Origin of the sequence: Nonomuraea sp. NPDC050680, assembly GCF_040654555.1 — a bacterium.
GTDB lineage: Bacteria > Actinomycetota > Actinomycetes > Streptosporangiales > Streptosporangiaceae > Nonomuraea.
The window spans coordinates 710,801-728,790 of sequence record NZ_JBFAIF010000001.1; the positions used below are offsets into that span (position 1 = coordinate 710,801).

The 17,990-nt window shown below is 68.3% G+C and carries 20 protein-coding genes; 15 read left to right on the plus strand and 5 right to left on the minus strand.

Annotation, left to right across the window (positions count from 1 at the left end; all coding sequences use genetic code 11):
• The first annotated feature begins 56 nt into the window (after positions 1-56).
• From AB0H88_RS03405 to AB0H88_RS03455, 11 genes are all read left to right on the plus strand, one after another.
• Positions 57-848, plus strand: a complete 792-nt coding sequence (locus AB0H88_RS03405; protein WP_357640695.1) for an ABC transporter permease — start codon at positions 57-59, stop codon at positions 846-848.
• Positions 845-1,636: an ABC transporter permease gene (locus AB0H88_RS03410; RefSeq protein ID WP_357640697.1), complete on the plus strand. Its 792-nt coding sequence runs from the start codon at positions 845-847 to the stop codon at positions 1,634-1,636. Before AB0H88_RS03405 ends, AB0H88_RS03410 begins: the two co-directional genes overlap by 4 nt.
• Positions 1,633-2,610: an ABC transporter ATP-binding protein gene (locus AB0H88_RS03415; protein WP_357640699.1), complete on the plus strand. Its 978-nt coding sequence runs from the start codon at positions 1,633-1,635 to the stop codon at positions 2,608-2,610. Before AB0H88_RS03410 ends, AB0H88_RS03415 begins: the two co-directional genes overlap by 4 nt.
• A gap of 53 nt (positions 2,611-2,663) precedes the next feature.
• Positions 2,664-3,719 (plus strand): polyamine ABC transporter substrate-binding protein, encoded by a 1,056-nt coding sequence (locus AB0H88_RS03420; RefSeq protein WP_357640702.1) that lies wholly within the window; start codon positions 2,664-2,666, stop codon positions 3,717-3,719.
• On the plus strand, positions 3,716-4,789 hold the full coding sequence (locus tag AB0H88_RS03425; RefSeq protein ID WP_357640704.1) for a hypothetical protein: 1,074 nt from the start codon (positions 3,716-3,718) through the stop codon (positions 4,787-4,789). Before AB0H88_RS03420 ends, AB0H88_RS03425 begins: the two co-directional genes overlap by 4 nt.
• Before the next feature lie 425 nt (positions 4,790-5,214).
• Positions 5,215-7,128 (plus strand): PIG-L family deacetylase, encoded by a 1,914-nt coding sequence (locus tag AB0H88_RS03430; RefSeq protein ID WP_357640706.1) that lies wholly within the window; start codon positions 5,215-5,217, stop codon positions 7,126-7,128.
• Positions 7,129-7,568: 440 nt separating this feature from the next.
• Positions 7,569-7,751 (plus strand): hypothetical protein, encoded by a 183-nt coding sequence (locus AB0H88_RS03435; protein WP_357640709.1) that lies wholly within the window; start codon positions 7,569-7,571, stop codon positions 7,749-7,751.
• 66 nt (positions 7,752-7,817) lie between these two features.
• Positions 7,818-7,964 carry a hypothetical protein gene (locus AB0H88_RS03440; RefSeq protein ID WP_357640712.1) on the plus strand — a complete coding sequence of 49 codons (147 nt, stop codon included), beginning with the start codon at positions 7,818-7,820 and terminating at the stop codon, positions 7,962-7,964.
• Positions 7,964-8,512: a hypothetical protein gene (locus tag AB0H88_RS03445; protein ID WP_357640714.1), complete on the plus strand. Its 549-nt coding sequence runs from the start codon at positions 7,964-7,966 to the stop codon at positions 8,510-8,512. Before AB0H88_RS03440 ends, AB0H88_RS03445 begins: the two co-directional genes overlap by 1 nt.
• The gene (locus tag AB0H88_RS03450; RefSeq protein WP_357640716.1) at positions 8,505-10,322 is read left to right on the plus strand and encodes an ABC transporter ATP-binding protein; all 1,818 of its coding nucleotides are present in this window, start codon (positions 8,505-8,507) and stop codon (positions 10,320-10,322) included. The genes AB0H88_RS03445 and AB0H88_RS03450 overlap by 8 nt, the downstream gene beginning before the upstream one ends.
• Complete coding sequence (locus AB0H88_RS03455) at positions 10,319-10,729, plus strand: S26 family signal peptidase (protein ID WP_357640718.1); 411 nt, start codon at positions 10,319-10,321, stop codon at positions 10,727-10,729. The genes AB0H88_RS03450 and AB0H88_RS03455 overlap by 4 nt, the downstream gene beginning before the upstream one ends.
• Before the next feature lie 28 nt (positions 10,730-10,757).
• On the opposite strand, the gene AB0H88_RS03460 is transcribed toward AB0H88_RS03455, so the two are convergent.
• Positions 10,758-12,311, minus strand: coding sequence for a carbohydrate-binding protein (locus AB0H88_RS03460; RefSeq protein ID WP_357640719.1), 1,554 nt, complete (start codon positions 12,309-12,311; stop codon positions 10,758-10,760).
• A gap of 288 nt (positions 12,312-12,599) precedes the next feature.
• Here AB0H88_RS03460 and AB0H88_RS03465 point away from each other — a divergent pair, with 288 nt between their 5' ends.
• The gene (locus AB0H88_RS03465; RefSeq protein ID WP_357640720.1) at positions 12,600-13,061 is read left to right on the plus strand and encodes a hypothetical protein; all 462 of its coding nucleotides are present in this window, start codon (positions 12,600-12,602) and stop codon (positions 13,059-13,061) included.
• 126 nt (positions 13,062-13,187) lie between these two features.
• Here the strand turns inward: AB0H88_RS03465 and AB0H88_RS03470 are convergent, their stop codons facing one another.
• Positions 13,188-14,204, minus strand: coding sequence for an NADP-dependent oxidoreductase (locus tag AB0H88_RS03470; protein WP_357640721.1), 1,017 nt, complete (start codon positions 14,202-14,204; stop codon positions 13,188-13,190).
• Positions 14,205-14,271: 67 nt separating this feature from the next.
• The gene (locus AB0H88_RS03475) at positions 14,272-14,958 is read right to left on the minus strand and encodes an SDR family oxidoreductase (protein WP_357640724.1); all 687 of its coding nucleotides are present in this window, start codon (positions 14,956-14,958) and stop codon (positions 14,272-14,274) included.
• A 98-nt stretch (positions 14,959-15,056) separates the two neighbouring features.
• Here AB0H88_RS03475 and AB0H88_RS03480 point away from each other — a divergent pair, with 98 nt between their 5' ends.
• Positions 15,057-15,614 (plus strand): TetR/AcrR family transcriptional regulator, encoded by a 558-nt coding sequence (locus tag AB0H88_RS03480; RefSeq protein WP_357640726.1) that lies wholly within the window; start codon positions 15,057-15,059, stop codon positions 15,612-15,614.
• Between the two features lie 146 nt (positions 15,615-15,760).
• Here AB0H88_RS03480 and AB0H88_RS03485 read toward each other — a convergent pair whose 3' ends face one another.
• On the minus strand, positions 15,761-16,420 hold the full coding sequence (locus tag AB0H88_RS03485; protein ID WP_357640728.1) for a TetR/AcrR family transcriptional regulator: 660 nt from the start codon (positions 16,418-16,420) through the stop codon (positions 15,761-15,763).
• A gap of 113 nt (positions 16,421-16,533) precedes the next feature.
• Here AB0H88_RS03485 and AB0H88_RS03490 point away from each other — a divergent pair, with 113 nt between their 5' ends.
• Complete coding sequence (locus AB0H88_RS03490) at positions 16,534-16,926, plus strand: hypothetical protein (RefSeq protein WP_357640731.1); 393 nt, start codon at positions 16,534-16,536, stop codon at positions 16,924-16,926.
• A 12-nt stretch (positions 16,927-16,938) separates the two neighbouring features.
• On the opposite strand, the gene AB0H88_RS03495 is transcribed toward AB0H88_RS03490, so the two are convergent.
• Positions 16,939-17,589, minus strand: a complete 651-nt coding sequence (locus AB0H88_RS03495) for a TetR family transcriptional regulator (protein WP_357640734.1) — start codon at positions 17,587-17,589, stop codon at positions 16,939-16,941.
• 67 nt (positions 17,590-17,656) lie between these two features.
• Between AB0H88_RS03495 and AB0H88_RS03500 the strand changes: the two genes are divergently transcribed.
• Positions 17,657-17,989 (plus strand): hypothetical protein, encoded by a 333-nt coding sequence (locus tag AB0H88_RS03500; RefSeq protein WP_357640737.1) that lies wholly within the window; start codon positions 17,657-17,659, stop codon positions 17,987-17,989.
• Position 17,990: the final 1 nt, after the last annotated feature.

The window sequence follows — 17,990 nt, forward strand, 5'->3', positions numbered from 1 at the left end:
AGCGTACGCCACTGAGAAAGGACGCCGACATCTCCCGCACATCGGCCTTTCTACTGGTGCCTGGTCTCGTCCTTCTCGTCGCAGGCTTCCTCATCCCCTCCGCCGCGATGCTCTTCGCGCCGCCGGACGTGGCGACCAGCGAGATCTTCGCGCGCCTGGGCGAGATGCTCACGGATCCCTACGACCTCGAGGTGATCGGGCGCACGGTCGGGCTGGCGCTGGCTGTCACGATCATCTGCGTCGTCCTCGGCTTCCCCATCGCTTACTGGCTCGCCCGCTCGCCGTCACGCTGGAGCGGCGTCTTCCTGGCTGTGGCGATCTTCCCACTGATGCTGAGCAACGTGGTGCGGACCTTCGGCTGGCTGGTGATCCTGGGCTCCAAGGGGGCGCTCGGCCAACTGCTCGTCCAGCTGGGCATCGTCGAGGTGGCGCCGCAACTGCTCTACACCAAGCTGGCGATCATCCTCGGCCTCACGCAGCTGTTCCTGCCGCTGGCGATCATCTCCTGCTACTCGGCCGTCGCCCAGGTCGATCCCGGCCTGGACGACGCCTCGCGCGGGCTCGGCGGGAGCAGGATCCGCACGATGTGGAGCGTCGTCATCCCGCTGACCATGCCGGGCATCGTGGTGGCCGCAACCCTGGTCTTCGCGGGGTCCGTCACCGCCTACACCACGCCCTATCTGCTCGGCGGGTCCAGCCAGCGGATGCTGTCCACGCAGCTGTTCAACTACGCGAGCACCACGGTCGACTGGGCCTCCGCCTCGGCGACGGCGCTCATCATGACGGTCCTGGTCTTCCTGGTCTCCGGGCTGTCCTCGCTGATCGGGCGGAAGGGGGCCACCTCATGAAGCGGCCGATCACGGCGGCGCTCGCGGTCATCGGCTACGTCATCATGATCGTGCCGATCATCTTCGTGGTCGCCACCGCCTTCACGGCGGGCAGCACCCTGAGGTTCCCGCCCGACGGGATCTCGCTGCGCTGGTTCGACGAGGCGCTCGGCTACGAGCCGTTCATCGGGGCCGCGATCTCCAGCCTGGAGCTCGCCGTACTCGCCACCGCTCTCGCGCTGCTGGTCGGCGTGCCTGTCACGCTCGCCGTCCACCGGGGAAAGCTGCCTGGTAAGGGGCTGGTCGAGGGGTTGTTCCTGTCGCCGCTCATCGTCCCTGAGCTGGTCGTCGGCCTCGCGCTGTTCCAGCAGCTGATGGTCGGCCTGGACCTGGACAACTTCAGCACCCTGCTGGTCGGGCACACGGCGCTGATGCTGCCTTACGCGGTACGCGTGACCGGCGCCTCGCTCGCGCTGGCCGACCCCGCGCTGGAGGAGGCCGCCCGCGGGCTCGGCGCCTCGCCGCTGCGCGCGTTCTTCAACGTGACGCTGCCCATCCTGCGGCCGGGAATCTTCTCCGCCGGGTTGCTCAGCGCGGTCACCTCCTTCAACAACGTGCCGCTGTCGCTCCTGCTACAGGGACGCGACTTCCGTACGTTGCCGGTGACGATGCTCGACTACGTACAGCAGTCCTACGACCCGATGGTCGCCGCCGCGTCCACCCTCGTGCTGGCCGCCACCGTGGTCATCGCGGTGATCGCCGAGCGCACGGTCGGATTCGCCAAGATCTTCGGAGGGATCAACCAATGACCGCCGCCGCCGAGTTGGTCGCAGTCACCCAGAGGTTCGGCTCCTTCACCGCCGTCGATGAGATCGACCTCACCGTGCCCTCAGGGCAGCTGACGACGCTCCTGGGGCCGAGCGGCTGCGGCAAGACCACCACGCTGCGGATGATCGCGGGCTACTCGGCACCGACGTCGGGGACGATCCGCATCGACGGGGTCGACAGTACGCGCACGCCGCCGGAGAAGCGGAATCTGGGGATGGTCTTCCAGTCGTACGCGCTGTTCCCGCACATGACGGTGGCCGACAACGTCGGTTACGGGCTCAAGCTGCGCAAGGTGCCGTCCGCGGAAAGACGGTCGCGGGTCATGGAGACGCTCGAACTCGTCGGGCTCGCGCACCTGGCCGACCGCAAGCCGAAGAAGTTGTCCGGCGGTCAGCAGCAGCGGGTGGCACTGGCCAGGGCGATCGCGATCAGGCCCAAGCTCCTGCTGCTCGACGAGCCGCTGTCCAACCTCGACGCCCGCCTGCGCGTCCAGATGCGGGCCGAGATCAGGCGCATCCAGGCGGAGACCAGGCTGACCGTCATCCTCGTCACCCATGACCAGGACGAGGCGCTGGAGATGTCCGACGAGATGGTCATCATGAACGAGGGCAGGATCGTGCAGCAGGGCGCTCCGCAGCAGGTCTTCCCTCGTCCGGCTGACCGCTTCGTCGCCGAGTTCCTCGGCTACGAGAACTTCCTCACCGCGGCCGACGGCACCCCGCTGACCATCCGGCCCGAGCATCTGCGCATCGCCGAGAAGGGTCAGGGCCTTGACGCGAAGGTGGTCGACGTGGCCTTCCGCGGCGTCGACCTGCTGGTCTCGCTCGACGTGACCGACCCGTCGGGCGCGAGCGTCAGGCTGCGCGCCGACGTACGCGGCGACACGCCCCTGACACCCGGATCGAGCGTCACGGTGATCGCGCCGGACGACCATCTGGTCTCACTCCCCCGCTGAAAGTTCAGCTGGAAGTTCACTGGAAAAAGTTCATGGGAAGAAGGAACGACCTCATGCCCACGCGCCGTGCCGCCATACTGGCCGCTGCTCTGACAGTGCTGGCCGCAGCCGGATGTTCCGGCTCCGGCTCCGCCGAGAAGCAGGCCGATCAGAACACCCTCGTCGTCAGCACCTTCCCCTTCGGTGTGAAGGAGTTCGAGCAGGCGGTCGTCGCTCCGTTCACCAAGCAGACGGGGATCAAGGTCGAGCTGGACACGGGGTCCAACTCCGACCGGCTGTCGAAGCTGAGGCTCGCCAAGGGTAAGCCGGAGGCGGACGTGGTGCTGATCTCCGACTACTTCGCCGCACTCGGGCAGAAGGACGGCCTCTTCCAGAAGGTGGACGTGCCCAACATCAAGCAGCTGGCGCCGTTCGCCACCGAGGGCACCTTCGAGGGGCCGGCCTACACGCACCAGCTCAACGGGATCATCTACAACACCGGCAAGCTGAGCCAGAAGCAGGCCGCCGACTGGGCACTGTTCGCGAGCCCGGCGAACAAGGGTAAGGTCGCGCTTCCCGATATTTCGGTGACCGCCGGACAACTCATGATTTCGGGGGTGGGTGAGTCGTACGGCAAGGGCCCCTATGACATCGACACCTCGTTGAAGACCCTGTCCGGGTGGGCGCCGAACGTCCTGCAGTTCTACACCTCCTCGACCGAGGTCACGAACCTGCTGACCCAAGGCGAGATCGTCGCCGCCGACGCGCTGAGCGGCTTCGCCACCAAGCTGGTCACCTCGGGCGAGCCGATCGCCTGGACCGCTCCCGCCAAGGGCCGCTACATGGCCACCAACCGGGCGATGATCCCCAAGGGCGCGCGCAACCAGCAGGGCGCGGCGAAGTTCATCGACTACATGCTCTCGGCCGAGGCGCAGAGCGCCATGGCCAAGGCCGCCGGTGACCTGCCCACGAACCCGAAGGCCGAGATCCCGGCCGAGGTCGCCAAGGTGACGGGCGAGGCGGCTAAGGACCCCGTGGCCGCCGGGTTCAAGACCCTCGACCCCGCCCAGCTCGTCGACACCCGCACCACCTGGGTCGACCGCTTCACCCGCGAGGTGGCCGGCAAGTGAACCTCGACCTGATGCCCAAGGTCGATCTGCACTGCCACCTCATCGGCACCGTGCGCGCCTCGACCTTCGCCGAGCTGGCCAGGCGGGAGGGGCTCGACCTGCCCGACACACCCGAGCGGATCTACGCGGATGTGAACTCGCTCCCGCCGGACCCGGCGCTCTACCTGAACACCCGGATCCCGGTTCCGCAGGGCAGGAGCGCGGACGAGCCCGCGGTCTCCTACTCGCTGTTCCAGGTGTCCTCGTGGGTTCTCCAGGTCCTGCGCGACGCCGACGATCTCACCAGGATCACCTATGAGGCGTTCGAGAACGCCCACCGGACCAGCGCGACCAGGCATCTCGAGGTCTCCTTCGACACGCTGACCGAACACCAGGAGAAGCTCGGCTACGCCACGGTGGTCGAGGCGTACGCCGAGGGCATCAGGATGGCGGAACGCGACTTCGGCATGTCGGGCAGGCTCATCGCGGCCGTCGACCGGAGCACCTCGGGCGAGGAGGCGCTCTCCTGGATTCGTACGGTGGTGGACAACCCGCACGACTACGTGGCCGGGATCGGGCTGGACAACCTGGAGACCGCCGGGCCGCCCGAGCGGTTCGAGGCCGCCTTCCGGCTCGCCGGTCAGGCCGGGCTCCGCCGTACCGCTCACTCCTCCGAGCACGCACCCGTCGCCGTCAACACGGTCACCTGCCTCGACGTGCTCGGGTGCGACCGGATCGACCACGGCTATTTCGTCCTGGAGGACGACGAGGTCGTCGCCAGGGTCAGGGACGAGCAGATCCCGTTCACGGTCATCTCGACCACCTCGCGGCGCTCGTGGCGGCCGTGGCGGCGGGCCTCGATCGCGGCGATGCTCGAGGCCGGGCTCAACGTCATTCCGGCTTCCGACGACCCTGGGATGTTCCCGACGTCGCTGGCGCAGGAGTATCGGATCCTCTCCGATCAGCTCGCCGTACCGGATGAGCGGTTGCGTGCGATGGCGCTGGCCGGGGTGGAGGCGTGCTGGCTGCCGGAGCCGGAGAAGACCGCGCTGCGCGAGCGCTTCGAGAGCGAACTCGCGGGCCTGGAGTAATCGCGGCGCGACCACCGGATCGTCGCGCTGCACGCTGACTGACAGCGTCATCCGGCGTTCGCCCGTGGTGTCGGCGAAACCGAAGGCCTGGGAGCCGGGCGGAAAGGGATTCGAATCCCGCGCGAAATTCCTTTCCTCTCGAATTTTATAGTCAATTTATACTCGCCGCCCAGTCAACCCCAGAAGCGACCGGTCGCCAAACGCCAGGCGCATCCATTCGCGCACATCGAAGGCGGCCGGAGCGACCACTCCAAGGCGTCTTACCAGGTCAGAGCCATTTCCCCAGAGAGAACGACCTCCACGCAAAGCGTGTTACACAGTTGTTATCGAGCTTCCCCTTGCTCTCCGGTTGAGAACTATTCACTATTCGACCCTGGACCCTTAAAACCCTTTTGGTCCAGTACGGCCTGCGTGGGGGGAAGCACATGCGCGGAGGCAGGACTACATCATTCTGGTCGCGGCTGTTAGCCGTGCTCGCGACGCTCGTCGTGTTGGTGCCGATGGGCGGAGTGGCCGTCGCCACGCCCGCCATCGCACCCGGCGCGTTCATGCAGATCGTGGCGCATGAGGACGACGACATCCTGTTCATGAACCCCGACATCGACGACTCGATCCAGTCGGGGGCGGCGAACGTGACGGTCTTCATGACCGCGGGGCAGGTCACCGGCGACGGTGACACCGACGAGCAGCGGGCCCGTAATCGGCAGCGCGGCATGCTCGACGCCTACGCCCGGATGGCGGGAGCGCCGGATGTGGATCCGGCCGCCCAGGAGGAGTGGATCGGGGTGGCCTGGACGATCGCGGATCGGCAGGTCGAGCGATACACGCTCACGAGCCATCCGCAGATCCAGCTGGTGTTCATGAATATGCGGGACAACGAAATCGGCTGGTTCAACGTCGTGGACGACTTCGTCGATCACACGATCATCCCTGAGAACGGCCTGGTGAGCGAGTCGTACACCTACGATCACGCTGACGTGATCACCGTACTGGTGGGGTTGATGAACCATTACCAGCCCAACGTGCTGCGCGCCCAAGACCCCATCGTCGACAACCGCTACGACCCGGGCCACGGCGACCACGTGGCCGCGGGACGGTTGGCCGGGGAGGCCGCCGAGGCGTCAGGCTTGCCGGTTCTGCTGGTGAACTACCGCGACTACAACATCGCCGACGCGCCCATGAACCTGACAACCGCGATCAGCGCCCGTAAGAGCGCGATCATCGATCACTACATCCAGTACGACCACGCGTTCGACCCGAACGTGTGGCCGACGCGGATGTACTACCGCTGGGCCAGGGGAACCCATTGGGCGGGCCGGAACGCTGACGGCAGACCCCAGATCTTCGTGGTGCGAAACGGTGTGGTGACCACCTACGGGCAGACCCCGGCCGGGGCGTGGGACGGCCCGCACGTGCTGGCCGGCGCGGGCGGCGCTTTGGGGGCCGCGATCAGCGTGGGCAAACAGGCCGACGGCCGCCTGGCGATCTTCGCCAGGCGAATGACCGATCATCACATCGTCACCATGTCCCAGACCGCGGCCAATGGCGCCTGGACAGGGAGCTGGAGCGACCTGGGCAACCCCCACACGGACTGGGAAGTCCAGGAACAGATCGGTCTGCCCGTTGTCGCCTCCAACGCCAACGGCCGCATGCAGATGTTCGTCAAGAACGGCAATGGCGGGGTCAGCAGCCGCGTCCAGACCGCGGCCAACGGCGGCTGGGGCGCGTGGCAGAACCAGGGCGGCACCGACGTGCAGGACGGCCTCAGCGCCATCACCACGCCGTTGGGCCGCATCGAGTTGTTCGCCAGCTCCAGGACTCGGCTGCTGCGCTGGTATCAGTCCACCCCCAACGGCAGTTTCACCCGCGACACCACCGTCCCGTCGATGACCCCGGCCAGCCCGCCCTCGCTCGCTCTGTCCCAGGACGGGCGCCTCCACGTGGCCTACCGCCGCGCCGGCACCGCCGCGATGGTCGTCAGCTACCAACTCGTGGCCGGCCTCGTCTGGAGCACCACGCCTGCCGTGATCGGGGGACATGCGGGGGTTGGTGAGCCCGCACTCGTCACCACACCGGCTGGTCTGGACTCGCGGATCCTGATGTTCGAGCGCAACGCCGCGACCGGGGTCAGCATGACCAAGCAGTCGATCGCGAACGGCAGCGGTTACGGCACGTGGGCCGACCTCGGCGGGACCATCGTCGATTACCCGGCGGTCACGCTCGATGCGAACGGGGCCGCCGTGATGTTCGCCGTGGGGACCGACGGCGTTGTCCATGCCCGCAGGCAATCGGCTCCAGGAGCCGACAGTCCGTTCGGGGGCTGGGAAGCTCTGCCCTGAGCGGATGACGCCGGACAAGGTCCCCGCTGGGGTCCCGGAGACCGATGCCGAGCCCACTTCTGCATCGGCGGGCATCTGGTCGGCGGGCGAAAGTGGACAGTGACCAGCTTCGCCAACGAAACGACCTGGGCATATTCCGGAGGCACAATAATTCACGTTTTAGAGGCCTTGACGGACACTTGCACGGCTGCTTGACTCCGTTGTGATCAAGCCCTGCAGTGTCCGGAAAGGGGGTAATGGTGCGCTCACTTCTATTCTCGGGGCCGGCTTGGTGGCCAGGCTCTGCCCCGGGACAAGGCGGAGTGCGGCGTAACTACCTGCGCATATAACGCTCTGAATCCATGCCTACATATCGCCACAAGCGTATTTCAGGCATTCCCTGGTCGCATTATAGGAAAATGCGATATTCACCGTTCTGCATTCTCAGAAGTGAGGGATTCATGCGTATTTTCAAGGACCTCAGTGACCGCATGGTCGCCATGCTCGTCCCGAATGTCAAGGCCGCCGCCGGCTGCCCGCCGGACTGCTTCCAGCAGTGGAAGGGCTCGGGTACCTGCTACGTGCGTACCTGCTGCTACAACGGCGCCTGCACCCTCAACTGCGGCGCCTGGAGTAAGTGCTAGTCGTTAGCCGACTCCGCAGTCCGGGCCTCACCTCAGTGGGCCCGGTCTGCTCAACTTCCCGGGGGGATGCTCGTGATCTATCTCGCCATCGCCGCGGGCACGCTCCTGGCGGCGGTTTTCGTGGCGTCCGCGTTCTCCAAGGTGCGCGATGGACTGCAGTTCGCCCTCTTCGTGTACGCAACTCAGCCCCTGTTCGTGATGAGGAGCTCGTGATGGTTTTCGCTCTGTGGGCGGCAGTGTTCGTCTTCAGCCTGGTGTCCCTGCTCAATCTGGTGCTGGTGGTCGGCGTCATCCGCAGGCTGCGCGATCACACACAGCGGCTCGACAGCCTTTACGAGCGGACCGGCAACCCGGGGCCCGGGCTTGAGGCCGGCGAGGTGGCGGGCGAGTTCGAGGCCACGACCAGCGAGGGCGAGACGCTGTCGGCCGCCGCTCTGGGTGAGCGGACTCTCATCGGCTTCTTCTCTCCCTCGTGCGCGCCGTGCAAGGAGCTCGCGCCCAAGTTCGCCGAGCTGGCCGCCGGGCGTGACGGGGTGATCGCCGTGATCGCGGGGTTCCCCGAGGAGATGGGCGACATGCAGGAGCTGCTCTCCCCGGTCGCCAAGATCGTCAGTGGCGATCCGGACGGCGGGCCGCTCGCCAAGGCGTTCAAGGTGGAGGCCTTCCCCCGCGTGTTCCTGGTCGATGAGACCCGCACGGTGCTCGCCGCCGGTCACACGCTCGACGCGCTGGACGGTGTCCTCACCCCCGCTCGTGGCTGACCGCTCCTGGCCGCGCTCACTCGCCGCGGTCGCGGGGCTGGCCTGGCGCAGCGCGCCGGCGATGGTGGTGGTCTACGCGGCCGCCACCCTCGCTCAGGCGGTCCTTCCCGTGGCCACCACCTTGCTCACCAAGGCGCTGCTCGACGCGCTGACAACGCGACAAGGGTCGGTGCTCGGCGCCGTGCTCGGGCTGGCCGCGTGCGGGCTGGCCGCCGGGCTGCTGCCGGGTATCTCCACGTACGCCAACTCGGCGCTGGGCAGGGCGGTCGGGCTGCGCGCGACCGACCGGCTGTTCGCGGCGACGGAGAGGTTCGTCGGGCTGCGGTACTTCGAGGACCCCGACTTCCTCGACCGGCTGCGCCTCGGGCAGCAGGCCACGGTCACCTGTCACGGGCTGCTCGGCTCGGCGTTCGAGAGCGCGCGGTCGACGCTGACGCTTGCCGGTTTCGTGGGCGCGCTGATCGTGATCAACCCTTGGATGACGGCGATCGTGCTGGCCACGCTCGTGCCGACGCTCGCCGTACAACTGCGGCTGGCCAGGCAGCGAACGGCGATGATGTGGCAGACCAGCCCCGCGCAGCGCCGCGAGTTCTTCTACAGCCAGCTGCTGACCGGCGAGGAGGCCGCCAAGGAGATCAGGCTCTTTGGCGTCGGCGCGTTCCTGCGCGAGCGCATGGTGCGCGAGCGCGGCCTGGTCAACACCGCGCAGCGCCGCATGGACCTGCGGCAGCTCACCATGAACGGCGCGCTGGAGCTCCTCACCGCGCTCATCGCGGGCGGCGGCCTGGTGTGGGCCGGCCTGGCCGCGCGCGACGGCGCGCTCAGCGTCGGTGACGTGGTGCTGTTCGCGGGCGCGGTCGCCGGCGCGCAGCTGGGACTGAACACGCTGGTGCAGACGATCGCGCAGATCGCGCAGAACCTGCAGCTGTTCGGCCACTACCTCGACGTCACCGAGACCGCCTCCGACCTGCCCGTGCCCCTCAAGGCCGCGCCGCTGCCCGCGCTGAGGCGCGGCATCGAGCTGCGCGACCTCTGGTTCCGCTACAGCGACGACCATCCCTGGATCCTGCGGGGCCTCACGCTTTTCATCCCGTACGGCGAAGCCGTCGCGCTCGTCGGACTCAACGGGGCGGGCAAGAGCACGCTGGTCAAACTGCTCTGCCGCTTCTACGACCCGACCAAGGGCGCGATCCTCTGGGACGGAGTGGACATCCGCGATGTCGACCCCGCCGAGCTGCGCGCCAGGGTGAGCGCCGTGTTCCAGGATCACATGTCCTACGACCTGTCGGCGGCCGAGAACGTCGGCCTCGGCGACCTGCGGCGCATCGAAGACCGGTCGGCCGTCGAGAGGGCGGCGCGGCAGGCGGGCGTCCACGACCTGCTGGCATCGCTACCGCAGGGTTACGAGACGCTGCTGACTCGCGTGTTCTTCGGCGTCTCCGAGGAGGACGACGACGCGCAGGCCGCGGGCGTGGTGCTGTCGGGTGGGCAGTGGCAGCGGGTGGCGATCGCCAGGGCGATGCTGCGTGACCAGCCGGAGCTGATGATCCTCGACGAGCCGAGCTCGGGGCTGGACCCGGAGGCCGAGTACGACATCCACGCCAGGATGCGGGCGAGCAGGGCGGGCCGTACGAGCCTGCTGATCTCACACCGCCTCAACACGGTCAGGGACGCCGACCTCATCGTGGTCCTGGAGGAGGGCAGGATCGTCGAGCAGGGGCGGCACGACGAGCTGATGGGGCGGCAGAGCGCCTATGCCAGACTTTTCACCCTGCAGTCCACGGGCTACGTCACGGAGAGCGCGGAATGAGAGTCGCGGCGGTCGGTATCGGGGTGGCGGCGCTGGTCGTCGGCGGCGTGCTGCTGTGGCTGCGGAGGCGGCGCATGGTGGTCACGGTCGTAGGTCTCAGCATGGAGCCCACGCTGCGCGCGGGCGAGCGACTGCTGGCCAGGCGCGGCGCCGCGGTGACCCGCGACATCGTGGTGATCCGCAATCCCAAGGGCGACCCGCCGCTGCTGGTCAAGCGGCTGGTCGCGAGCGCGGGCGAGGAACTGCCCGCGGCACTCGGCGGCGGGGTCGTACCGGCGGGCAGGGTCGCTGTGCTGGGCGACAATGCCCAGCACAGCCTGGATTCCCGACACTTCGGGCTGCTTCTCGTGGAGGACGTGGTGGGGGTCGCGCTCCGGCGGATCGGCGGCGGCGCTCTGGACGTCTGAGGGCTGCGATCGGGAATGGCGTCGCCGGCTAGCCGCCGAAGGTGACCACGAGGCGGCCGTCCGCGGCGAAGGACCAGTGCAGGGCACCCGAGTAGGAGGAGCACCGGGACCCGTTCGAGCCCGACCAGAACTGGTTGGAGCTGTCGGAGTTACCCACGATCCTGTCGTTGGTCCCGCTGCCGCTGCGGCATGAGACGTTGTTGCGGAACACCGAGGTACCGGCGTCGAAGGAGTAGTTGCGCTCGGTGTTGTCGATGCTGACGTTGTCCGAGATCGACATCGAGCCCGGGTTGCGGTTGTAGGTGAACCCGTGCTTGCCGTTGTGGTAGGCGATGCTGCGCCGGATCACGTGATTGACCGCGATGTCCTCGCCACCGAGCTTGTAGCCGTTGCGGTCACCGTTGCCGGCCTGGCTGCCGTCGCTGAGGGTGCCGTTGTTGTAGGACAGGGAGTCCTCGATGGTGACCGGGCCGATGGCTCCGGTGTCCGTCTTGGTGTAGAGGTCCCAGCCGTCGTCGATGTTGTTGTGAGACACCGCGTAGCGGAAGACGTTGCCGGGGCCGGCGGTGAGCTTCGCGGCGAATCCGTCGGCGTCCTCTCCGTCGGAGTCGGCGTTGTCGTGCGACTCCGCGCTCAGGACGAGGTTGTTGGACGGCCACTGATCATGAGGGGTGTCAGAGGCGATCCGGGAGATCTGCAGCCCCGAGTCACGGTTGAAGCGCGTCACCGTACGCTCGATGATGTTGTTGCTGCCGCCGACGAAGATCCCGTTGTCACCGGCCCGCTCGACGACGATGCCGTAGAGGTGCCAGTACGACCCGTTCAGGGCCAGCCCGCGGTTGGCCGGGTCCTCGCTCTGGGCCGAGAAGTTCAGTACCGGGGTTTCCCCCGGGTAGGCGGACAGTTTCTTGCGGGCGCTTGAGGTGCCGTTGTTGCCCGGCGCGATGGTGAGCGTCTGCGAGAGGTTGTAGGTCCCGCCGCGCGCGTAGATCACGCCGCCCGCGGTGACGCGGGTGATCGCCGAGGCGAGCGTCGTCGGGGCCGACTCCGTTCCGGGCGCGCTCGCGCTGCCGTTCGGCGACGCGTACAGCGTGCCGGTCGGTGGGGGTGTGCTACCCGACGTGACGTCGAGGTAGTCGATGTTCGCCAGGCCGGTGCTGCCTGTGGGGTCGAGCCGGATGGTGTTGCTGCCCGAGGTCAGGTTGACGGTCAACGTCTTGGTGGTCCAGGCGTCCCACGTGCCCGTGCCTTCGAACGACACCGACTGCACGGTCGTACCGTTGACCATCAGGTTGGTGGGACGGCTGCTGGTGGTGCCGTTGGCGAACCGCACCCCGAGCGTCGCCGTACCCGCCGCCGAGGCGTTCACCGTGTACTGGACGTAGGCGCCCGCGGCGTTGGTGCCGTTGCAGAAGCCGCTGCCGGAGTAGCCGGCCCAGTTGGAGTCGATCGTCCCGGTGCAGACCGCCGGCGAGGTTTCGGCCTCGTACCGGGTGGTCGCGGCATTCGCGATGGATGGTGACAGTGCGACGAGCACGCCGGCCAGCAGGCCGGCGCATGCGATGACGGCTTTCAGGCGCATCCTTCGTCTCCGTGAGCTTGGTAAGCGCTTTCCGATGGATGAGCGAAGTGAAGCACGCACCGCCGAGCCTGGAAAGGTCTCCCGTACGCGGAGGACCCGGCGACCCCAACCCGGAGACAGCACGTCAGCCGAGGTCACGGGCGGTGAAAAGCATGGAGAGGGCCTCATCCTCATGCTGTGCGGCGGTGAAAGTTTCAGCGATGACGACGGACGTCGGTGTGGCGGAGCAATGTGCTGGGGCGTGAGAGACTACGCCGACCTTGACGTCGAGTTGCGGAGTTCTGTTTCGTGCGGTCACGAGTCATCGCCTGTGTTCCGGTGCTGTTGCTCTTCCTGAGCGCCTGCGGGGAGAAGACCGAGCCGGAGGCGGCACCGTCCGCCACCCTGGCGACCCCCGCCACATCGGCGCCGGAACCGGCCAAGACGAAAGCACCGGAGACGGGGACGCCGACGGCTCGGCCCTCGCGGAAGCTCGCCGGACCCGGGACCGTGTGCGGTGAGCTTCAGCCGCCCGGCGGCGGGCCCATGGCCGCGGTCGCGGTGTCCGCGGGGCGGGCCGATTGCCGTACGGCGCTGAAGGTCTTCCGGACCTACTACCGGCCGGATACCCCCAAGCAGGGCAGCGCTGGGGTCGCGGCCGTCGGTGGATGGCGTTGCGCCAGCAACTCGGCCGCTCAGGCGAGCATCAGCGGGCGGATCTCCTCGTGCCAGAAGGCCGCCGCCAAGATCGTGGCGGACGTCATCCCGTAGGTCATCGGGCGCGGTCGCCGCCGTTCTCCTCTTGACGGCCGGAGGCATCCTCCTCCGTCGTCGAGTGATGGCCCGCGACCTGCGGGACGGCACGGTCGGCCCATTCTCGCCCGAGCTCAGTGGGGATCAGGCCGCGGACATCATCGTGACGACGACCTTGCCGGCCTTCGTGCGTCCCGCCTCCACGTAGGCCAGTGCTTCTCGGGTTTCCTCGAACGGGAAGACGCGGTCGACGACGGGCCGGATCGCGCCCGCGTCGATGAGCGGGGTGAGCTCGCGGAGTTGGCCGCCGTTGGCCTTCATGAACAGGAACGCGTACGTGACGCGGTGGCGTCGGGCGCGGCGGCGAGTCTGGAAGCTCAGCGCGGTCATCGTGAGCCGGATGATCGGATTCGCCCCGAGTTCCCGGGCAAAAGCGGCGTCGGGCGGCCCGGCGATACTGATGACCTTCCCGCCGGGCTTGAGGACCCGTAGGGACTTGGTGATGTTCTCACCGCCGAGAGGGTCCAGCACGACGTCGTAGTCGTGCAGGACCGTCTCGAACGCCTGTTTCTTGTAGTCGACGACGACGTCCGCGCCCAGGCTCTTCACCAGGTCGACGTTGGCGGTGCTGGTGGTCGTGGCCACGGTCGCGCCCAGGTGTTTGGCCAGCTGGATGGCGATGGTGCCGACGCCGCCGGAGCCCGCGTGGATGAGGACCTTCTGGCCCGGCCGGACGTGTGCCCGCTCGACCAGCGCCTGCCATGAAGTCAGGGCGACCAGGGGAAGGGACGCGGCCTCCTCCATGGTCAGCGTGGCCGGTTTGATCGCGACGTCGTCCTGATGCACGGCGATCAGTTCGGCGAACGTGCCGATCCGGTCCTTGCCGGGCCGCGCGTACACCTCATCGCCCACCGCGAACCTGCTGACGTCCGCACCCACGCCGACCACCACCCCGGCCAGGTCGTTGCCCAGGACGAACGGGACCCGGTAGGGCAGGATCGCCTTGAACTCCCCGTCCCGGATCTTGAGGTCGAGCGGGTTGATGCTCGCCGCGTGGATCCGGATCAGCACGTCGCCCGCGCCGACCTGCGGGTCCGCCATCTCACCAGCCCGCACACCGGCCTCGCCGCCGTAGCGCTCGACCATGAAGGCCCTCATCATCGTCTCCCTTTCTCGCCCGTGGGCGGCCAGGCATGGTGTTCGTCCTGGATGGCAGCATTAACGCGGTTCAGGCGGGGTTCAGCGTGGTGGACAGGCTCTGCTTGATGTTCCGGGTGACCTCGTCGGCGAGGATTTCGGGCAGGCCGTTCTCGATGCCGTGCAGGACCTGGGCCGCGACGTCGACGGGGTCGGCCTTCTGGTCGGCGGGAACGTCGGCGGCCATGTCGGTGTCCATGTATCCGACGTGCAGCGCCGAGACGGCGATGCCGCGCGGGGCCAGTTCCTCGCGAACCGCGTTGGTCTGCGCCCAGGCGGCGGCCTTGGCCGCCGCGTAGGCCCCGGTAACGGCCGGGTGCCACCAGGACAGCACGGACAGGACGTTGACCACGGCGCCGCCGCCGTTGCCCTCGATGACCGGGGCGAAGGTCCGCGTCACGGCGAGCGGGCCGAAGAAGTTCGTCTCCATCTCCAGCCGCACCGCCGCCAGGTCGGCGGCGATCAGCGGGGTGCCGGTGGAGATCCCGGCGTTGTTGACCAGCAGCGTCGCGTCCGACGCGAGGCGGGCCGCGGCCTGGATGGACTCCTCGTCGGTCACGTCCAGGCGCAGCGGGATGGCTCCGGCCACGTCCACGCTCTCCGGGCGGCGCGCCGCCGCGTACACCTTCGCGCCGCGCTCCAGAAGCTGGACGGCCAGATGGCGGCCCAGTCCTCGGTTGGCGCCCGTGACCACGGCGACCGCGTTCTTCAGTTCCATGTCTGCTCCCAGCGTTGCGGGCCCATTTAGATTACGTTTGCAATCTAAGCTGGAGCATAGGATAGATGACAGCCGACATCCAAATGAGGGGGTGGCCGATGGGCCGCGTATCGCAGGCGCAAGCGCAGGAGAACCGCAGGCGGATCGTGGAAACCGCCTCCCGGCTGTTCCGCGAGCAGGGCACACACGTCAGCGTCGCCGATCTCATGCAGGCGGCCGGCCTGACCCACGGCGGCTTCTACAAGCAGTTCGCCTCCAAAGAGGCGCTCATCGACGAAGCCACCAGCCACGCGTTCGCCGAACTCACCCAGCGCTACACCGCGCTCGACCAGCGCACCGGACAACCCGACGCCGCCCAGCAGGCGCTGATCGACGCCTACCTCTCCGTCGAGCACCGCGACAACCCCTCCGACGGCTGCCCCGTCGCCGCGCTGGCCGGCGACATGGCGCGCGAACCGGGCAACCACGAAGCCCACCGCGTCTACACCCAGGGAGTCAGCGACTTCGCCGACCGGCTCGCCACCCACGACCAGGACGGCATCACCCGACTGTGCACCATGCTCGGCGCACTCGTCCTGGCCCGCGCCACGAAGGACTCCCCCCTCTCCGAGGAGATCCTCACCGCGGCTCGCACTGCCCTGACAGCGACACCGTGATGGTCATTCCAGTACGAGTCGTACGGGGCCGCCCGCCGGGTCGGCGCCCGCCACGAGGGTGAAGGGTACGCGGAAGACCCGGCCCGGGGCGGCAGGGCGGTGCATCGAGTTCGCCCGCGACGTGTGTCGCGCGGACCGGGCGTCGTTCAAGGTCGAGGCCCGGATTCCCGTACCGGTCGAAGACGCCTGAGCACCGGCGACCCCGTATCGGTGGCGGACGCGCGCAGGCATCTCTGGATCGCGTTCCTGGCCCGCTGGTAGGCGACGGGATCGTCGTGCAACAGTGAGACGGCGTTGGCGGTCTCCATGAACGCGATCAGCTCGAAGGCGAGCTGATCGGGTTCGGTGTCCTCGGTGAGCTCGCCGAGCCGGCGCGCGTCGCCGACGGCGCTCGCGACCAGGCGGTTCCACTCCAGGCCGGCGGCGGCGACGGTGTCCCGTACGCGACCCGGGCGGGCGTCGAACTCGGCGGTGACCGTGAAGAAGAAGCACCCGCCGGGGAAGACCCGCCGCTCCGAGTAGCTCAGCCAGCTGTCGCACAACTGCCACAGCCGTCCCAAGCCCGGCGGCACCGCGAGGGCGGGCTGGACGACTTCGCCGAGGTAGACAGCCGTCGCGGCCCGGATCGTGGCGAGCTGGAGCTCTTCCTTGGAGCCGAAGTAGCCGAAGAGCCCGCTCTTGCTCACGCCGAGGTCGGCGGCCAGCCGTCCGATCGACAGGCCCTCCAGCCCGTCCTTGGAGGCGATGTCCGCCGCGCGGCGCAGGATCGCCTTCCGCGCCCGCTCATCTCGTGGCCGGCCCGCCATTGCCGCTCCTTTCGCGCACGAACGTTCGGTCAATTATGCCGCACCGTGGTACCGTCCCATCCAAGCACGAACGTTCGTGCTGAAAAAGGAGGTTCGGGAGCGTGGACGCCGTCATGCTGAGAAGCCGTTGGACCCCAGGGCCCGCCGCGGACATCACCGGATCCGTGCTGGTCGCGGTGACCGCCTACCAGGCCGACAAGGCGCGCGACCTGCCCGGCATCTACCGGTCCGGGATCGCGCTGCGACGAGCCTGGCCCCACCTGGAGGGCGCGGTCGGGATGTGGCTGTGGACGCGACCACTGGAGCTCAGGTGCGGCTCGGTGTCGATCTGGCGGGACGAGCAGGCCCTTCGAGGGTTTGTGCGGTGGCCGGAGCACGTCACGATCGTGCGGCGCTACCGCGGGCGGGGGCGGCTGACGTCCACCACCTGGAACGCCGCCGGCTTCGAGCCCGCCACGATCTGGGCCGAGGCCCGTCCGCACCTCCGGCACAGAGCCTCCGCGTGACAACTGACGCGGCTACGCCCCCTGAGGCCGGCAGGCGCCGTCCGACGCGGGCGCGGGGCCGCGGAGCAGGGCCATGAGCTGCTCGTGCGCGATGCGGCGGTAGTCCTCGGACAGCGGATCCACGCCGAGGATCGCCGCGACGTGATCGGGCAGCGCGAGAGGCGCGAAGGTCAGCGCGTACGCGAGCAGCATCACGAACTCCGGTGACGGCACGTCGCTGATCTCCCCGTCGCGCTGGCGCCGGCGCAGCCGCTCGATGCCGCCGCGCAACTGCTCGCGCTGGGCGCTGGACATGCCGCCGCCGTCGCCGGGATCGTCGCCGAGCGCCTGCCAGAGCACCATGCGCGCCCATTGGGGCCGTTCGAGCGTGGCGTCGAGGACGGCGGCGAAGGAGTCGGCGAAGGAGGACTCCGGCGGCGGCAGCGCGGCCTGGGTCTCGTTCCACCGCCTGCGCAACTCCGCCAGCAGGCCCTGCTTGCCGCCGAAGTGGTAGCTGATGAGCTGCTGGTTGACCCCGGCCCTGGCGGCGATGGCCGCCGTACGGGCTCCGGAGTAGCCCTTGGCCCCGAACTCCTCCAGCGCCGCCCGCAGGATCCGCTCCCGAGTCCGCTCCGCGGCGGTCCCTCGCTCGTCCTCGGTCACCGCACGTCGCCGCGTTGTCATGGCCGCCATCCTAGCGATTCAGTCATTCAGTTGACAAAATTCATCTAAATGAGTGATCCCTTGCCCCATGACACGACGCCCCATCTCGGCGGTCGTCGCCATCGCCTTCAACACCTACGGCGGCACCGACGTCCTGGAACTCGTGGACACCGAACCGCCCGTCCCGGGGTCGAGTCAGGACACGTACGCGGCAAGGTGGTCCTCACGCCGTAGTGGCGCAGGAACATTCGACTTCGCGGGAATCGAACGCGAAACCAGCCGTCATGTCCGCCCGCCCGGGGCGGCGCTCTCGCCCGTGGTCATGGAGTGCCGTTCGCACACGACCCTGCGCATGGGCAATTCCACCTGGTCTTCGGACGTTCCCGGCTGGGTAGGGGGCGTAAGGTCTGACGGTTCTTAAT